This window comes from Nonomuraea sp. NPDC052116 (assembly GCF_040680035.1).
Classification (GTDB): Bacteria; Actinomycetota; Actinomycetes; order Streptosporangiales; family Streptosporangiaceae; genus Nonomuraea; species Nonomuraea angiospora_A.
In genome coordinates this window covers 290,445-308,257 of sequence record NZ_JBFAWA010000001.1, presented here as the reverse complement: position 1 = coordinate 308,257, position 17,813 = coordinate 290,445, and the positions used below count along the sequence as shown (strand labels likewise).

Annotated in this window: 14 protein-coding genes; 9 read left to right on the top strand and 5 right to left on the bottom strand. The window is 72.0% G+C overall.

Features of this window, described 5'->3' with window-relative positions:
• Positions 1–8: 8 nt before the first annotated feature.
• A complete protein-coding gene (locus AB0L65_RS01345; RefSeq protein WP_364239314.1) occupies positions 9–2,273 on the top strand; it encodes a DUF5682 family protein in 2,265 nt (754 codons plus the stop codon).
• Positions 2,270–3,409: a VWA domain-containing protein gene (locus tag AB0L65_RS01340; RefSeq protein WP_364239313.1), complete on the top strand. Its 1,140-nt coding sequence runs from the start codon at positions 2,270–2,272 to the stop codon at positions 3,407–3,409. The genes AB0L65_RS01345 and AB0L65_RS01340 overlap by 4 nt, the downstream gene beginning before the upstream one ends.
• 42 nt (positions 3,410–3,451) lie before the next feature.
• Here the strand turns inward: AB0L65_RS01340 and AB0L65_RS01335 are convergent, their stop codons facing one another.
• Positions 3,452–4,897 carry an MFS transporter gene (locus AB0L65_RS01335; RefSeq protein ID WP_364239311.1) on the bottom strand — a complete coding sequence of 482 codons (1,446 nt, stop codon included), beginning with the start codon at positions 4,895–4,897 and terminating at the stop codon, positions 3,452–3,454.
• 97 nt (positions 4,898–4,994) lie between these two features.
• On the opposite strand from AB0L65_RS01335, the gene AB0L65_RS01330 reads away from it, so the two are divergent.
• The 4 genes from AB0L65_RS01330 to AB0L65_RS01315 all read left to right on the top strand — a co-directional run bounded on the left by AB0L65_RS01330 (position 4,995) and on the right by AB0L65_RS01315 (position 10,201).
• A complete protein-coding gene (locus AB0L65_RS01330) occupies positions 4,995–5,726 on the top strand; it encodes a TetR/AcrR family transcriptional regulator (protein WP_364239309.1) in 732 nt (243 codons plus the stop codon).
• Positions 5,727–5,799: 73 nt separating this feature from the next.
• Positions 5,800–7,173: an MFS transporter gene (locus AB0L65_RS01325; protein ID WP_364239307.1), complete on the top strand. Its 1,374-nt coding sequence runs from the start codon at positions 5,800–5,802 to the stop codon at positions 7,171–7,173.
• An 11-nt stretch (positions 7,174–7,184) separates the two neighbouring features.
• A complete protein-coding gene (locus AB0L65_RS01320; protein WP_364239305.1) occupies positions 7,185–8,189 on the top strand; it encodes an enolase C-terminal domain-like protein in 1,005 nt (334 codons plus the stop codon).
• A 23-nt stretch (positions 8,190–8,212) separates the two neighbouring features.
• Positions 8,213–10,201, top strand: coding sequence for a class I SAM-dependent methyltransferase (locus AB0L65_RS01315; RefSeq protein WP_364239303.1), 1,989 nt, complete (start codon positions 8,213–8,215; stop codon positions 10,199–10,201).
• Here AB0L65_RS01315 and AB0L65_RS01310 read toward each other — a convergent pair whose 3' ends face one another.
• Positions 10,202–10,405, bottom strand: coding sequence for a hypothetical protein (locus AB0L65_RS01310; RefSeq protein ID WP_364239301.1), 204 nt, complete (start codon positions 10,403–10,405; stop codon positions 10,202–10,204).
• A gap of 91 nt (positions 10,406–10,496) precedes the next feature.
• Complete coding sequence (locus AB0L65_RS01305; protein WP_364239300.1) at positions 10,497–11,804, bottom strand: MFS transporter; 1,308 nt, start codon at positions 11,802–11,804, stop codon at positions 10,497–10,499.
• 129 nt (positions 11,805–11,933) lie between these two features.
• Between AB0L65_RS01305 and AB0L65_RS01300 the strand changes: the two genes are divergently transcribed.
• Complete coding sequence (locus tag AB0L65_RS01300; RefSeq protein ID WP_364239298.1) at positions 11,934–12,599, top strand: GntR family transcriptional regulator; 666 nt, start codon at positions 11,934–11,936, stop codon at positions 12,597–12,599.
• A gap of 31 nt (positions 12,600–12,630) precedes the next feature.
• Here AB0L65_RS01300 and AB0L65_RS01295 read toward each other — a convergent pair whose 3' ends face one another.
• Positions 12,631–13,110, bottom strand: a complete 480-nt coding sequence (locus AB0L65_RS01295) for a (2Fe-2S)-binding protein (protein WP_364239296.1) — start codon at positions 13,108–13,110, stop codon at positions 12,631–12,633.
• On the bottom strand, positions 13,107–13,976 hold the full coding sequence (locus AB0L65_RS01290; protein WP_364239295.1) for an FAD binding domain-containing protein: 870 nt from the start codon (positions 13,974–13,976) through the stop codon (positions 13,107–13,109). The genes AB0L65_RS01295 and AB0L65_RS01290 overlap by 4 nt, the downstream gene beginning before the upstream one ends.
• A gap of 59 nt (positions 13,977–14,035) precedes the next feature.
• Here AB0L65_RS01290 and AB0L65_RS01285 point away from each other — a divergent pair, with 59 nt between their 5' ends.
• Both AB0L65_RS01285 and AB0L65_RS01280 read left to right on the top strand, forming a co-directional pair.
• On the top strand, positions 14,036–16,507 hold the full coding sequence (locus tag AB0L65_RS01285; protein WP_364239293.1) for a xanthine dehydrogenase family protein molybdopterin-binding subunit: 2,472 nt from the start codon (positions 14,036–14,038) through the stop codon (positions 16,505–16,507).
• Positions 16,508–16,608: 101 nt separating this feature from the next.
• A complete protein-coding gene (locus AB0L65_RS01280; RefSeq protein WP_364239291.1) occupies positions 16,609–17,688 on the top strand; it encodes a hypothetical protein in 1,080 nt (359 codons plus the stop codon).
• The last annotated feature ends 125 nt before the right edge of the window (positions 17,689–17,813 follow it).

Genomic DNA, 17,813 nt, shown 5'->3' with positions numbered 1-17,813 from the left:
GAGGACGCATGAGCACCCTCCCGGTCCCCGGCGGCGCGGGCGGGCCGATCGTCTCGGTGCTCGGCGTGCGGCACCACGGGCCGGGCTCCGCGCGGGCCGTGCGGCAGGAGCTCGAACGCCTGCGCCCCGACGCCATCCTCATCGAGGGCCCGCCCGAGGCCGACCCGATCGTCACGCTCGCGCCCGAGCTGGAGCCGCCCGTCGCGCTGCTGGCCCACGTGCCGGGGGCGCCGGCGCGGGCCGCGTTCTGGCCGTTCGCCGCGTTCTCGCCCGAATGGCAGGCCATCCTCTACGGCACCGAGGCCGGCGTCCCGGTGCGCTTCTGCGACCTCCCTGCGGCCCATTCGCTGGCCGAGGACGAAGATCGGGGCCAGACCGAGGGTGAGGACCGGGGCGAGACCGGGGACGAAGACCGGGCCGAAACGTCCGGCCTGCGGGCCGACCCCATCGGCTCGCTGGCCGCGGCCGCCGGGTACGACGACCCCGAACGCTGGTGGGAGGACGTCGTCGAGCACCGCGGCGACACGCCCTTCGAGGTGATCGCCGAGGCCATGGCCGCCGTACGCGAGGGCTACGAGCCGGACGTGCGGGAGGCCAGGCGCGAGGCGTACATGCGCAAGACCCTCCGCGCGGCCCTCAAGGAGGGCTACGGGCGGATCGCGGTGATCTGCGGGGCCTGGCACGTCCCGGCGCTGACCGGCCCGCTCCCGCCCGCCGCCAGGGACAACGCGACCCTGCGCGGGCTGCCCAAGGTGAAGGCCGAGCTGACGTGGGTGCCGTGGACGTACGGGCGGCTGGCCTCGTGGAGCGGCTACGGCGCGGGGATCACCTCGCCCGGCTGGTACCACCACCTGTTCGGCGCGCCCGACCGGCCCGTGGAGCGGTGGCTGGCCGAGGCCGCCGCGGTGCTGCGCGACGAAGGGCTGGCCGTGTCGTCCGCGCACGTCATCGAGTCCGTACGCCTGGCGCACACTCTGGCCACCCTGCGCGGCAGGCCCCTGGCCGGGCTCGGCGAGGTCACCGAGGCGGCCAGGGCCGTGCTGTGCGAGGGCGACGACCTGGCCGTCGAGCTGATCCAGCGGCGCATGGTCGTCGGCGACCGGCTCGGCCAGGTCACCGACGGCACCCCGATGGTGCCGCTCCAGCGGGACCTGCGCGATCAGCAGCGGCGGCTGCGGCTCAGGCCGGAGGCGCTCGACCGCGAGATCGACCTCGACCTGCGCAAGCCGCTCGACCTCGACCGCAGCCACCTGCTCCACCGGCTCGGGCTGCTCGGCGTCGACTGGGGCGCGCTGGGCGAGTCGCGCGGGAAGGGCACGTTCAGGGAGACGTGGACGCTGCGGTGGCGGCCCGAGCACGACCTGGCGCTCATCGAGCAGGCCGCGCTGGGCACCACCGTGGCCGGGGCGGCGGCGCAGCGGGCCAGGGACCTGGCCGCGACGGACCGGACGGCCCTGGCGGACCTGACCTCGCTGGTCGAGCAGTGCCTGCTGGCCGACCTGCCGCAGGCGCTGCCCGAGGTGCTGGCGGCGCTGTCGGCCAGGGCGGCGCTGGACACCGACGTGACGCACCTGATGGCGGCGCTGCCCGCGATGGTGCGCGCCCACCGCTACGGCGACGTGCGCGGCACCTCGGCCGAGGGGCTGGCGGTGATCGTCCGTTCGATGCTGGAGCGGATCTGCGTCGGGCTGCCGGTGGCGGTGACCGGGCTGGACGACGACGCGGCGGCCGGCCTGCTCAAACACGTGGACGCCGTGCACGCGGCCGTCGCGCTCCTCGAAACGGAGAGCACCGGCGACGAGGTGTCGCCGCGCTGCCGGTGGCTGGTCACCCTGCGGGGCGTCAGCGACCGGCATGACCTGCACGGGCTCATCGAGGGGCGGCTCACCAGGATCCTGCTGGACGCGGGGGAGCTCGACGACGCGGGCGACCGCATGGCCAGGGCGATGTCCAGGGGGCAGGTCCCGGTCAGGGCGGCGGCGTGGGTCGAGGGGTTCCTGGCGGGCGGCGGGCTGCTGCTGGTGCACGATCCGCGGCTGCTGAGCCTGGTGGACGGGTGGCTCACGGGGCTGTCCGGCGATCAGTTCACCGACGTGCTGCCGCTGCTGCGCCGTACGTTCGGCGGGTTCGCCACGCCCGAGCGCAGGGCGATCGGGGAGCGCGTCCGCTCGGCCGGGAGCGGCGCGCGGGAAGGGCGGCAGGACGTGGACGAGCGGCGCGCGGCGGCGGCCGTGGCGACCGTGCTCGCGATCCTCGGAAAGGACGACGGATGACCGACGACGAGCGCCTGCGCAGGTGGCGGCTGGTGCTGGGCGGCGGCGACGCCGACGGCACCGGGCTCGGGCTGGAGGGCCTGGACGCGCGGATGGACGCCGCGCTGTCGGCCGTCTACGACCAGGGCGGCAGGGAGGGCGGGCTCGGCGCGTCCGCGCCCCGGGTGGCCCGCTGGCTCGGCGACATCCGCACGTACTTCCCCTCCACGGTCGTCCAGGTCATGCAGAGGGACGCCATCGAGAAGCTCAACCTCACCAGGCTCCTCCTGGAGCCCGAGATGCTGGAGGCGGTCGAGCCGGACGTGCACCTCGTCGGCACGCTGCTCGCGCTCAACCGCGTCATGCCCGACCAGGCCCGCGAGTCGGCCAGGGCCGTGGTGCGCAAGGTGGTGGACGAGCTCGAACGCAGGCTGGCCCAGAAGACCAGGGCCGCCGTGACCGGCGCGCTCGACCGTTCGGCCAGGACGAACCGCCCCAAACGGGTGGCCGACATCGACTGGGACCGGACGATCAGGGCCAATCTCAAGAACTACCTGCCGGAGAAGAACACCGTCGTCCCCTCGCGGCTCGTCGGCTACGCCCGCAGACAGCGGTCGGTGCAGCGCGAGGTGGTGCTCTGCATCGACCAGAGCGGGTCGATGGCGGCCTCGGTGGTCTATTCGAGCGTGTTCGGGGCGGTGCTGGCCTCGATGCGGTCGCTCAAGACGTCCCTGGTGGTGTTCGACACGGCGGTGGTGGACCTCACCGACCAGCTGCACGACCCGGTGGAGCTGCTGTTCGGCACCCAGCTCGGGGGCGGCACCGACATCAACCGGGCCATCGCCTACTGCCAGGGCCTCATCACGCGGCCCACCGATTCGATCTTCATCCTGATCAGCGATCTCTACGAGGGCGGCGTCAGGGAGGAGATGCTGCGCCGGGTGGCCGCGATGACGCAGGCCGGCGTCCAGGTGATCGTGCTGCTGGCGCTCTCCGACGAGGGCGCGCCGTTCTACGACCACGAGAACGCCGCCGCGCTGGCCGCGATGGGCGTGCCCGCCTTCGCGTGCACGCCCGACGCCTTCCCCGACCTGATGGCCGCCGCGATCGAGCGGCGCGACATCGCGCAGTGGGCCGAGCGTCACCTCGCGGTGTGAGCCGTCATGCGGCCGGTTCACCGTGCGCCCCGCCACGGGGCGTCAGTGGCCGGCCTCGCCCGGCCTGGCCTTGCGCGGCAGTAGGTAGGACAGGGCGAACGTCAGGGCCAGCAGCCCGACCTCGACCCACACGGTGACCTGCATCGACGAGCCGAAGCTCCACTGGCGCGCCAGCAGGTTGAAGAACAGCGTCCCGAGCACGGCGGTGCCGAGCGCGCCGCCGAGCTGCTGGATCGCGGTCAGGGTGCCGGAGGCCGACCCCGACTCGTGCGGCTCGACGCCGGCGAGCACGATGTCGAAGAACGGCGCCATGGTCAGGCCCATGCCGATGCCGACGAAGGCGAGGCTGGGAGCCAGCTGCCAGCCGCTGACGTCGACCCCGGCCAGGTGGATGGTCAGGGCGAGCGCGGCCGCGCCCGCGGCCATGACGGCGGTGCCGATCTGCAGCAGGCCGCGGCCCAGCTTCTCCTGCAGGCCGGACATCGCCAGCCCGAAGCCGACGACGCCGCCGAGCGCCTGCGGCAGCCCGGTGAGACCGGCCTCGAGCGGCGTGAAGCCGAGGCCGAGCTGGGTGTAGAGGTTGAAGACGAGGCCGAGGCCCATCATGCCGGAGAAGAAGGCCAGGCCGGCGACCAGACCGCCGGTGAAGGCGCGCTTACGGAAGAGCCCGGGCGTGACCAGCGGGTCCTTGCCGGACCTGGCGCGGCGGGACTCGTACCGGGCGAAGATCGCGAACATCACGATCGAGGCCGCCATGGACACGAACGTCCACACGGGCCAGCCCAGCTCGCGGCCCTGGATGAGCGGGTAGATCAGCAGGAACGAGGCCAGGGAGACGAGGAGGACGCCGACGAGGTCGAGCCTGGTGGCGTTCGAGAGGCGGTACTCGGGCAGGAAACGCATGCCGGCCAGCGCGGCGGCCAGGCCGAGCGGCAGGTTGATCAGGAAGATCATGCGCCAGCCCGTGCCGAAGAAGTCGGCGTCGACCAGCCAGCCGGCCAGCACGGGACCGCCCACGGACGAGATCGTCATGACCGGGCCGAACATGCCGAAAGCCTTGCCCAGGTCCTGCGGCGGGAACATCTCCTTGATCAGTCCCAGGCCCTGCGGGAGCATGACGGCGCCGAACAGGCCCTGCAGCACCCGGCTCCCGATCAGCATCTCCGGGCTCATCGCGACCCCGCACAACAGCGAGGCGGCGGTGAAGCCCAGCGCGCCGATCACGAACATGCGCTTCCTGCCGAACAGGTCGCCGAGGCGCCCGCCGGTGATCAGGCCGACGGCCATGGCCAGGGTGTATCCGGCGCCGAGCCACTGCACGATGCTGTCGCTGCCGCCCAGCTCCTTCTGGATCGTGGGGGCGGCGATCGTGGTGACGAGCGCGTCGAGCAGATCCATGACCTCGGCGGCCAGGATCACGAACAGTGCGACCCAGCGCCAGCGGTAGGGCTGGGTCTCGGTCGTCGCCGCTGAGGCGGTGACTGTCATGGGGGGCTCCTTATAAACGGTGTTCTATTAACGAACGCTGTTCGCTACGAACACTGTTTTAGTGGCGAACATCGTTCGTGTCAAGTACAGTGTTCGTATGGCAACCGAGGACGTCCCGCTCCCCCCGTGGCGTAAGTCGCGCAAGCCGGCCCAGCTGAGGCGGCAGCTCAGCCAGGACCTGATCGTCGAGGCCGGGCTGCGGATCGTCGACGCGGAAGGGTTCGACGCACTGAGCATGAGACGCGTGGCCCAGGAGTTCGACACGGGGCCCGCCTCCCTCTACGCGCACGTGGCGAACAAGGACGAGCTGCTGGAGCTGATCTACAACCGGGTGCTCGGCGAGATCCGGCTGCCCGAGCGCGATCCGGGCCGCTGGAAGGAGCAACTGCGGGAGTACATGCTGGAGGTGCACCGGGTGCTGGCGAAGCACAGCGACCTGGCCCGGGTGGCGCTGGCCAACATCCCCACGGGGGAGAACTCGATCCGCATGGGCGAGTTCGTCTTCGGGCTGCTGATCGAGGCCGGCATGTCGCCGAGGGACGCGTCCCTGTCGATGGACCGCATCTCCCTGTACATCGTCGGCGACGCGTACGAGGGCTCCGTCCACTTCGCCAGGATGCGCGCGGCCGGCATGACCGACCCGCAGGAGTACTTCGAGTCCTTCATCGGGCAGATCGCCGGCTACTACCGGGCGCTGCCGGCGGCGCGGTTCCCGCACATGACCAAGTTCGTGGACGACCTGGTCGCCGACGACGGCGAGCAGCGCTTCCGGTACGGTCTCGAGCTGCTCCTCGACGGCATCGAGGCCCGCATGCCCCGCACGCCCTAGGCCCAATTGCCGAGAGCGGCCTAGGACCCCCGCCGGAGGTGCTGACGTGGGGGTTCGCCATACCTTGCCCGGTATGACGATGACAGTTGAGAGGTCCGCGGCAGGTGTGCTGTCGCCGCAGTACCGGGCGATCAGCATCGGGCTGGTCGCACTGGTCATGCTGGTGGCCTTCGAGGCGATGGCGGTGGCCACGGCGATGCCCGTGGTGGCCCGCGAGCTGGGCGGGATGCACCTGTACAACCTGGCCTTCAGCGCCACCCTGGCGGCCAGCGTGATCGCGACGGTCCTGGGCGGGCGGTGGAGCGACGTGCGCGGCCCGTTGCAGCCGATCGCGGCCGGCGTGGCGGGCTTCGTGGCCGGGCTGCTGCTGGCCGGGTTCGCGCCGAACATGGAGGTGTTCGTCGCGGGCCGGTTCGTGCAGGGTCTCGGGGCGGGATTGATCCAGGTGTCGCTGTACGTGCTGGTCGCCCGGGTCTATCCGGGAACCATGCATCCCAAGGTGTTCGCCCTGTTCTCGGCGGCCTGGGTGGTGCCGTCCATGGTCGGCCCGGCCATCGCCGGGTTCGTGGCCCAGAACATCGACTGGCGGTGGATCTTCATCGGCGTCTCCTTGATCGTCATCCCGTCGGCGCTGCTGCTCTGGCGCGGCACCGCGGGGCGTGAGGTGAGCGACGGCATCGCCGCGCCCGCCCCCGGCCTCGGCCGCAAGCTCGTCTGGGCCACGCTGACCGCCGTGGCCGCCGCCCTGATCCAGTACGGCAGCGCGCTCGGGCTCGCCGGCCTGCCCCTGCTCCTCGGGGGGATCGTCCTGCTGGCCGTGGCCCTGCCCAGGCTGCTGCTGCCCGGCTCGCTCAGGGCCGCCCCCGGCCTGCCGACCGCGCCTGTGCTGCGCGGCCTGGCCTTCGGCTCGCTGACGGCCGCCCAGGTGCTGATCCCGCTCATGCTGATCAACGAGCGCGGCCTGACCCCCACCGGCGCGGGCCTCGTGCTCACCGTCGGCGCCCTCGGCTGGTCCACCGGCTCCTGGATCAAGGGCCGCGGCACGATCAGCCACCTGGCCGCCATCCGCGGCGGCGCCGCCATGATCACCGTCGGCATCGCGCTGATGACGCTCGTGCTCATCGACTCACTGCCGCTCGCGCTCGCGTTCGTGGCGATGGCGATCGCCGGGCTCGGCATCGGCGCGCTGCACCCGACGGTGTCCGTACTGGTGCTGGAGATGTCCAAGGAGGGCGAGGAGGGCCAGAACAGCGCGGCGGTCGGCGTGGGCGAGTCGGTCTTCACCGTGGTGGCCGTCGCGATCAGCGGCGCCCTGTTCACCGCCACCGCCGAGAACTACGCGATCGGCCTGTCCTTCACCGCCGTGCTCGCGGCCGTGGCCTTTCTGCTGGCTCCCCGTTTTGCCCAGTCCCGTACAGCAGGCACTATGGAGGGAGCCGCGTCATAAAAGGGGGATACATGCCGCGAGTGCGGGAGCTTGAGGTCTTCCGGCTTGTCCTGCCGTTCGGCAGGAAGTCGGAGACCCTGCTCGTGAAACTCACCGACCACGGCGGCATGACCGGCTGGGGCGAGTCGATCGGCCCCCAGCCGAAGACGTGGTCCAGGCTGGAGGAGACGCTGGCCGCCCTGCTCATCGGCGTCGACTGGGAGCACCCCGACACGGTGTCGAGCGGCGACCCGGCGGTCGACATGGCCTGCTGGGACCTGTGGACCAGGATGCGCGGGGTGCCGCTCGCCGAGGCGATCGGCGGCACCCGCACCTCGCTCATGGCCACCGTCCGGCTGGCCCCCGACCCGTCCGTGGAGAGCCTCGTGGCCCGGGTCAACCAGCAGATCTGCGCCGGGTACGGCCACGTCACGCTGGACATCAGGCCCGGCTGGGACGTCGAGCCCGTGCGGGTGGTGCGCCAGACGTACCCCGCGCTGACCCTGGCCGTCGACTGCGGCAACGCCTACACCGACCTCGGCCAGCTCGTCGCCCTCGACTCCTACGGGCTGGAGGTCATCGAGCGGCCCTTCGCCGTCGGCGACGTCTACGCGCACGCCTCGCTCCAGGACCAGATCTCCGCCTCGGTCGCGGTCGAGGTCGCCTCCACCGCCCACCTGGACGACTACCTGACCTTGCGGGCCGCCAGGGTGCTGCTGCTGCGGCCGAACGCGTTCCCCTCGCTGACGGAGGCGCGCCGGGCGCACGACCGGGCCGCGGCGGCGGGCCTGGACATCCAGTGCGCGGGCGGCCAGGGCGCGGGGCTGGCCAGGGCGGCGACGGTGGCGGTCGCGAGCCTGCCGGGCTGCACGCTGCCGTGCGACGTGACGCAGCCGCCGCGCCAGAACCAGATCGTCACGCCGATCGTGGGCGCCAACGCCGGCGTCATCGCGGTGCCGCTGACCCAGTCGGGGCTGGGGCACGACATCGATGAGGCGCGGGTGCGAAGGCTGGCGAAGGACACTTTCCACGCGTAAGGGTCCTGCTCGATCATTAGGCCGTGCGACTGACGCGGTGGCGGATGTTATGGATCCTGCTGACAAAGAATTTCCTGTCGTGCTTCCTTCCTGAATGGGCGAAGCTCCTCATCGGCCTGGCGGTGATCCTCGGCGCCGGCGTCGCGGGCACGCTCCTCAGCCTGGAGGACGGAAGCATCGTGGGAGTGCTCCTCGTGAGCCTCGGGCTCGGGGCCTGCGCGGTCGCCTTCGCCACGGACCGATGGCGGCGCCGGTTCCGGTGGCGCTGTCCCGCGCTGCCGCTGGATGACCAGCCGCGGCTGCGCGAGCTGGTCGCGGACGCGGCGCGGCTCGCGGGCTTCGACGCCGTGCCCAAGGTGCACGTGTCCGCCTGGGCCGAGGTGCGGGCGAGCCGGACCAGGCGGGGCAAACCGATCCTGCTGGTGGGGCTGCCGTTGTTGCTGGCGGCGGATGAGGCGGAGCTGCACACGCTCATGGTCGGGGAACTGCTCGCCGCCAGGCGGTGGCGCTGGCACGAGCGCTGGGCCGTCCACCTGTTCGTGGCACACCATCCGGAGTGGTCCTGGCTGGGTGAGGAGACCGTGTCGCTGCGAGAGGCGCTCTGGGCCGAGACCCGCTCCATCGTCGGGAGCGAGCGCTTCGCCGCCGGTATGCGGGCCGAGCGGCTGCTGTCAGGCGCCTTCGGCTGGCACACGACCCGTTACGTCGCGCCGTTCTCGGGCAGCGGCGGCGCCGCGGACGTTTACGAGAGCTTCCTGTGGAAGATCCAGAGGGATGGGCTGCTGACCCGCGTCCGGCCCGCGCCCGCTCTTCCCGGCATGGTCGAGGTGATCGACTGGGACACCGCTCAGCCGATCGGCGACGGGGTGGCGCTCATGCCGGTGCCTTCGGGCGTGATGTCGACGGTGCCCCCCAAGCTGGCCACCAGGCTCGGGAAGGTCGTCTCGCACAAGCTGATCGGCCGGGGCGGGTTCGCGCTGGGCATGAGGCCGTTCCGCATGGCGGACCTCCCCGTGGAGGCCTGGGCGCGGGTCGGCGCGCACCAGCGTGAGGTCGTGCTGGAGGCGGCGGCCAAGCTGATCGGCCGTCAGGCCACCAACCTGGACGTCGTCGAGCTCGTGGTCGCCGGGCGCGCAAATGAGCTTGAATGGTGGCATAAGGAGCAGCCCTGCCCGCATCCCACACCGGGCGTCTGCGCGCTGCTCCCGCTGTTCGACGTGGCGTTGCGGCGCAAGGGATATGTGCACGAGCACACCTTCGCCCAGCGCGAGCTGGTCGGCCCGCTCGGGGACCGGGTCGGCCTGGTGGAGCTGGCCGCCAAGGCGGAGCGTGGCGAGCCGTACGGGATCTTGCTGGGAGGACTGATGACGGGACGGGACGCGGACGCCGACGCCGGCAGGCTGGCCGCCGAGTCGCTCGCGCACGGCGACCCGACCGGCTGGTTCGAGCGGCTCTACGCCGAGTCGGCCAGTGGCGACGCGATCGTGCCGTGGGACTCGCGGTCCCCGCACTTCCTGCTGACGGAGTGGGCCCACCCCGGCCACGGGCGGGCGCTGGTCGTGGGCGCGGGGCTGGGTGACGACGCCGAGCATCTGGCGGGCCTCGGCTACGAGACGGTGGCGTTCGACGTGAGCGAGTCGGCCGTCCGGCTCGCCCAGGAGCGCTTCCCCGGGAGCGAGGTGCGTTACCAGGTCGCCGACCTGCTGGCGCCACCCCCGGAGTGGCGGCACGCGTTCGACCTGGTGGTCGAGATCATGACCGTGCAGGCCCTGCCGGAGCCTCTGCACGGCAGGGCCATCGCCGCGATCGCGGAGTTCGTCCGGCCCGGCGGCACGCTGCTGGTGATCGCGTCGGGCCGGGAGGAGGGCGGGCCGGTGTTCGCGCCGCCGTGGCCGCTGACCCCGTCCGAGATCGGGGGCTTCGCGACCGGCGGACTGGAGAGCGGGAAGGTCGAGGACCTGCGTGACGGCGAGCGTCACCGCTGGCGGGCGGCCTTCCACCGGCCCGCGTGATCAGACGAGGTTGCCCAGGGGGTCGCTCAGGATGGCGTTCAGCGTCGAGACGTAGCCGTTCGCCAGGGCGAGGGAGTTGACGATGCGCTGGCTGACGGTGGGGTACCCGCCGCTCGGGATGAGGCTGGCCGAGCCTAGGGTGACGGCCGAGCCGAGAGCGGTGAACAGGACGGCGGTGGCGAGCAGGTGAGCGCGTCGGCGCATGCGGACCTCCTGAGTGATGGTTCGAACACCGCTCAGGAGATCACGGCAGGTCGGGGGAGGGCCGCGCCGCCACAGGGGCAAGAGCGGATCTTTACGGTTCGGCCCGCCGCGGAAGGCCGATGGGCTCGACCCGCTTCAGGATCACCGCGTACGTGAAGGCGCCCAGCAGGGCCACGCACGAGATCACCGTCAGGGGCACGGCGAACGACGACGTCCTGTCCGCCAGGAAGCCGACCATGATGGGGCTGATGATGCCGGCGAAGTTCGAGGCGAAGTTCTGGATGCCGCCGATCGAGGCCACGTACCGGTCGGCCGGGGCCACGTCGGCGGGCAGCGCCCAGATGTTGGAGGCGGCGAACGTCGAGCCGGCGTAGGCGACCGAGAGCAGGGCCAGCGCCATCCACGCCTCCGGCACCCAAACCGCGACGCCGATCACCGTCGAGACCAGGAACCCGCTCGCGATGAACGTCTTCCTGACCCGGGTGAGCGAGTCGCCCCTGGCGATGCGGCGGTCGGACAGCCAGCCGCCCAGCCACTCGGCGCCGATCGCCACCAGGCCGGGCAGCGCGCCGAACAGGCCGAGCTTCAGCAGGCTGAAGCCGCGCTCCTCCACCAGATAGGTCGGGAAGAACGTGAGGAAGAAGTAGACGACCATGTTGAGGCAGAAGAAGCCCAGCATCATCGCCCAGATCGTGCGGTAGCGGAACAGGTCGCGCCAGCGCATCCTGGCCGCGTCCCCGTCGTCGTCGCCCTCGAAGCGGGCCCCGCCCTCGCGCAGGTACGCCAGCTCCTCCTCCGTGATCTTCGGGTGGTCCTGCGGATCCCGGTACGTCCGCCACCATCCGACGGCCCACGCCAGCCCGATCACCCCGATGATCGCGAACGTCCACCGCCACCCCAGCCACGCGATCAGCCCCGTGACCACCGGCAGCGCGATGACGCCTCCGACGCGCGAGCCGGAGTCCCAGATCCCGGTGGCCAGCGCCCGCTCGTGCCGGGGGAACCACCGGCCCACGACCTTGGCGCTGGTCGTGGCGGCCGGACTCTCGCCGATGCCGAGCAGCAGCCGTACGCCGAACAGCGCCGCGAAGCTACTGGCCAGCGCCGTCAGCGAGGTGAACAGCGACCACCACACGGAGGCGAACGTGAACGTCCTGCGCGGGCCGTACCGGTCCACGAACCAGCCGGCGGCGAGCTGGAAGAAGTCGTACGACCAGAAGAAGGCCGCCAGGATCATGCCCTCCTCGGTCTTGGAGAGCTTGAACGTCTCGCCCATGAACGGCAGGGCCACGCCCAGGCTCGCCCGGTCCAGGTAGTTGATGACGAGCCCGGCGAAGACGTAGCTGATCATGTACCAGCGCAACCGGCCGCGGACAGTGGTTCGGAGGGTTGTGGCCATCGCGATCCTCAGTAATATTTCCTATTGGATATTTCCGCTATGTTGCATACATCGCACGATGCCCGTCAAGACCCGTCAAGAACTCGGACCGGAGCGTGAAGGTTGGCCAGTGAGCTCGAAAAGCGCCTGATGGGCCGCGTGCCGGCCGCCCGGCGGAGCGTTCTCACCGAGGACGTCCACGAGCGCGTCAAGAGCCTGATCATGAACGGCGACCTGGAGCCCGGCGTCCGCGTCAACATCTACGCCCTCGCCAGGCTGCTCGAGGTCTCCCAGACGCCGGTGCGCGAGGTGCTGTCCGCGCTGGAGTCCGAGGGCCTGCTGACCAAGGAGGCGCTGCGCGGCTACTCCGTGGCGCCCCTGCTCACGCCCGGCCAGATCGCCGACCTCTACCAGCTCCGGCTGCTCCTGGAGCCGTGGGCGGCCGGGCGCGCGGCCGAGCTGGTGACGGCCGAGGCGGGGGAGCGCGTACGGGCCGAGCTGGCCAGCGTCCCGAAGGCGCCCCAGGGCACCAGGTACGAGGACTACCACGGCCTGGCCGACCACGACGCCCGCTTCCACGACCTGATCGCCGAGCTCTCGGGCAGCGGCGCGTTGCGGGAGTCGCTCCGGCGTACCCACGGCCACCTGCACCTGTTCCGCATCGAGTACGCGGGCCGGCGCGACGGCGACCCCACGCTGGCCGAGCACGCCCGCATCGCCGAGGCCGTCGTGGCGGGCAGGGCGGAGGCCGCCTCCGAGGCCATGCGGGCCCACCTCGCCGCCGCCCGCGACCGTTTCCTCCAGCTGGGACCCTGACCTGACGAAGATCGTGCGCGCCGAGGCGGCTTCAGCCGCCGTCCGCGCGCATGCTCTTCGCCGCGCGGGCGGCGGCGCGGCGGATGCCCGCGTACCCCGTGCAGCGGCACAGGTTGGAGGCCAGCACCGCGTCGAGCCGCCGCTCGTCCCGGTCCAGCTCCGGCTCCTCGGCCAGCGCGCCGGCGAGCAGCATCAGGAAGCCCGGGGTGCAGAAGCCGCACTGCAGCGCGTGCTCGGCCGCGAACGCCTCCTGCAGCGGGTGCAGCCCGTCGCCGTCGGCCAGCCCCTCGACGGTGCGGATGTCGGCGCCCTCCACCTGTACGGCCAGGGCCAGGCAGGAGCGGATGGCCGTGCCGTCCACCAGTACGGTGCACGAGCCGCACACCCCGTGCTCGCACCCCAACGTGGTCCCGGTGAGGCCCAGCCGGTCGCGCAGCGCGTCGGCCAGGCTGGTCCGCGGCTCCACCTCGATCCGGTGGGTCCGGCCGTTGACCGTGAGGCGGACGTTCATGGGGTCCCCGCGTGGTGGACGGCCCGGGCGAGGCAGCGCCGTACGAGCGTGGACAGCGCGTGTTTGAGGTAGGCGGCCGGCGCGTGCGGCGCTACGGGCGGGTCCGCCTCGGCGGCGGCCAGCGCTCCGGCCTCCGCGAACAGCTCCTGCTCCGGCCGCTCACCCGTCATCAGCCGCTCGGCCCCGACGGCGCGGAGGGGGACGTCCGCCGCGTTCGCGAGCCCGATGCGGACCCACGCGACGCGGCCCTCGGCCAGCCGCAGCATCACCAGGGCGGCGGCCAGCGCGAAGCCGCTGTGGGTGCGGCGGTGCTCGGCGAAGGCCGCGACGGCCCCGGCCGGCGGGCGCGGCAGCAGGACGCCGGTGACCAGCTCCTCCGGCAGGCAGGCGGTCACGAACGCGCCGCGGAACCATGAGCCGGCGGGCACCGTACGCGGTCCCGCGGGGCCGTTCACCTCGATCCCGGCGTCCAGGGCCATGGCCAGCGCGCACCACTCCGAGGCCGGATGCGCCCAGGCCAGGCTGCCCGCGAAGGTGCCGCGGGCGCGGATGGGCGGATGGCCGACGTACGGCGCCACCTGGCGGAACAGCTCGGCCAGCGGGTCGTCGAACCGGGCGCGCTCCAGCTGGGCGTGCCGGACCAGCGCGCCGACGTGCACGGAGCCGTTCTCGACCGTGACCTGCGAGAGCCCGGGGATGCGGTTGACGTCCACCACCAGGGCCGGGCGCGTGGTCCGGTAGCGCAGCTCGATGAGCAGGCTCTGGCCGCCGGCCAGCACGCGGCTCTCCGGGCCGTGCTCGGCCAGGACGGCCACCGCCTCCGGTACGGAGGCAGGCGCGACGTAGTCGAATTGTGCCGGTTTCATGTCCCCCATCCCGGGCATCCGATATCGACGTTGGTACCGAAAGCGGGGGTGTCCAAACATTGCGGTACATCGGGATGCCGCTCGCGCGGCGGGAGGATCGCGACCTGGTCACCGGACGGGCGCGCCGGGTCGCCGATCTGGAGATCCCGGGCACGCTGGAGCTCGCGTTCGCCCGCAGCCCGGTGCCGCACGCGGTGATCCGCGGGGTCGACGTCGCCGCCGCGCTCAAGGAGGAGGGGGTGGCGGGCGCGTGGTCGGCCGCCGACCTGCCGTACCTCGCCGCCCGGGCGGTGCCCGGCGAGGAGGGCATGCCGTCGTGGCCGCTGCTCGCCACGGGTCGCGTCCGCTATCCGGGGGAGGCGCTCGCGGTGGTCGCGGCCGGCACGCGCGCCCAGGCCGAGGACGGCGCCGAAGCCGTCCGGCTGAACCTCGAGCTCCTGCCCTTCACCCGCACCGACACCCCTCGCACGTCCGGCGCCCCCGGCGGCTTCTTGGCGGCGGAAGCGCCCCGGCTGTTCGACGGCCGCGACAACCTGGCCGCCGAACGCACCTTCGGCCGCCCGGCCGACGACGTGTTCGCCACCGCCCCGGTCGTCGTCGAGGCCGCCTACCGCGAACAGCTCCTGCTCCCCACGTCCCTGGAGCCACGGGCGATCCTGGTGGACCCGGGACGCGCGCACCGCCTTACCGTGTGGGTCTCCCACCAGGCCCAGCACCGGCTGCGCGACGCGCTCGCCACGGCGCTCGGGTTCGACCGGGAGCGGATCCGGGTGATCGTCCCGGCCACCGGAGGAGCGTTCGGCGCCAAGAGCCAGACCTACCCGGAGTATCTGGTCGCAGCCCTGCTCGCCCTCCACCTCGGCCGCCCGGTCCGCTGGTGCGAGGACCGCGCCGAGGCCATGCTGGCGGGCCCGCGCGGCCGTGGCCAGCACCAGCGGGTACGGCTGGCGGCCGACGAGGACGGCACCTTCCTCGCGTACGAACTGCTCGTCGACGCCGACATCGGCGCGTACCCGCACATCGGCGCCTTCGTCCCCATGATGACCGGAGCGATGAGCACCGGCGCCTATCGCACGCCCCGGGTGCACACGCGCGTCAGGTGCGTGCTCACCAACACCGCTCCGACGACCTCCTACCGCGGTGCAGGCCGCCCCGAGGCCGCCTACGCCCTCGAACGCACCGTGGACCGGCTCGCCCGCCGGCTCGGCCTGGACCCTGCCGAGCTGCGCCGCCGCAACTTCATCCGCCCCGACCAGTACCCCTACCTGACGCCGACCGGCCGCACCTACGACTCGGGCGACTACACCGCCGCCCTCGACCGGGCCCTGGCCGCCGTCGGCTACGACGAGGTCCGCGCCGAGCAGGCCCGCCGCCGCGAGGACGGTGGACGGCCGCTCGGGGTGGGGATCGCCACGTACGTCGAACGCTCGGGAGGACCGCCGGACAGCGACGAGTTCGGGAGCGTGGAGGCGTGCCCGGACGGGACGTTCATCGCCCGCGTCGGATCGACGTCCACCGGTCAGGGCCACTTCACCGCGTTCGCCCAGGTGGTGGCCTCGGTCCTGGACGTGGAGGTGGGCCGGGTCCGCGTCGTCGAGGGCGACACCGGCGAGGTCCCCTACGGCTTCGCCACCTTCGGCAGCCGGTCCATGCAGGTGGGCGGGGCGGCCCTGTGGCGCGCCGCCGAAGCCCTCGTGGCCGCCGCCCGCCGCCGCTGCGCCGAACTCCTGGGGGTGGGGGAGGAGGACGTCTCGTACAACGCGGGCCGCCTGATGGTGGGCGGCGCCCCTCACGCGGGCCTCCAGAGCGACACCGAGGAGGGCCCGGTACCCCTCGCCGAGACAGGCCTCCTCCCGGGCCCGCCCCTCACCGAGACCAGCCCTCTCCCGGGGCGGCCCCTCGCCGAGACCGGCCCTCTCCCGGGGCGGCCCCTCGCCGAGACCGGCCCTCTCCCGCGCCTACCTACCGGCGAGACGGCGGGGCTGCCCAACGTCGAGGTCGGCCCCCTCCCCGGGCTGCCCATCGGCGAACTGGTCGCCCGCACCGGCCCCCTGCGCGCCGACGAGATCGTCGCCCCACCCCAGGCCTTCCCGTACGGCGCCCACGTCGCCGTGGTCGAGGTGGACCCAGACCTGGGCACCGTCCACGTACGCCAGTTGGTGGCCGTGGACGACTACGGGGTGGTCGTCAACCCCATGATCGTCACGGGCCAGGGCCACGGCTCCATCGCCCAGGGTCTCGGCCAGGCCCTCTACGAGCAGGCGGTCATCGGCGAGGACGGCCTGCCCTACGCCTCGACCCTCCTGGACTACCTCCTGCCCACCGCCGCCGACATGCCCCCGGTCACCCTCCTGGAGACCGTCACCCCCAACCCCAACACCCCCTTGGGCGCCAAGGGCGCGGGGGAGGCCGGCTGCATCGGCATCCCCCCGGCCATCGTCAACGCCGTCTGCGACGCCCTCGACATCGACCACATCGACATGCCCCTGACCCCCGCCGCGGTATGGGCGGCCACCACCGAAACCCGGTAGGCGAGCCGGAACCACCCGCGTGGCTCGCCGACGCGTCTAGATCGTGGCGAGCGCCGCTTCGATGCCGGGAACGCGCTCAGCGGCTCATACCCCGTCACGCGTTGGGACAGCAGGCACTCGATCACCTCTGCGTCGATGCGCTCGGCATCGCTCGCGACCACCGGCCTCCTCTCATGCCCCTCGCAGCCTGGATCGATACGCTGCACACTACGTTGGAGATCGTATTCACGAGCACTTCGAGGATGTCCATGCCTTCTTCCGGTGAACGAGAGCCCTACAAGTGGCACGTGACGTTCCCCTGGACGGCCGAAACCTCTTCAGCGCTTGCGGAATTCCGGGAGAGGGCGATAAATTTCGGCGAAATCCCCTTGGGTAAAGGCCGGATCGAATTATCGAGCTCCAACCTTGATGTCCTGCCACGTGTTCGCGCGCGACTGCGTGACATCGGCGTGGATTTCGAAGAGCAGGGTATCGCGCCGGACGTGACCGGCGGGCGGGCATGGGACGCCACACTGATGGGCGTGCCCTATGCGCAGTTTCGCTACGCGGAGATCATCGGGGAGCACCCGGTGACTCACCAGAGATGTCTCGAATGCGAAGCCGAGGGCTTCGCGGCGCTCGCCGCCCATCCCGTGAAGCTCCGATTCCACAAGCGGCCGCAGGCCGGGCTGATCTACCTCGCGAACGAGAGGGGTATGCACAGCGGTCCGGCACCCTGGCTGTTCGGGGCGGTTTCTGCCGAGTTGCGCGAGCACCTGGTCGGAGAGTCGTTGGCAACCGGCCTGCAGTTCTTCGACATCGATATATCGCGCAAGGGCACAGGAAGTTATTACGGAATTCTGCCGACGGCGCGGCTGGGTCCGATGGCGACTCCTTATGGGCCTCACCCGACGGGGCGGAATTGCTCGAAATGCGGCTGTGTGGATGCCGACTTCCTGGTCTATCCGCTCTACCCGCGTCCCGAGACGCCTGCTGACTGGTTTCTCGCCGCCCCGTGGGGAGCCATGGACATCTTGATCAGCCGCCGGATATTCGATTGGCTGACCGGTCCGGCCTGGCCCATGGCCGGCAGCGGAAGGCCGTCCCGCGTGAATTCCCGGAGAGCCGGCTGGTGGCCGGACGAGAGAGCTCAGGCATTCCTCCCCGAGGAGTACCAGGGTTCGACTCCGCACGCTCTCTGACGACGGACCCGGCTCGCTGTCCGCGCCGACCTTCGTTGAACCGCGACAGCGCTCATAGTCAACTTTGGTGAACAGCCATCGATGACTTTCGCGGGCAGACCCCGGCCACCCGAGACCTCTAACGT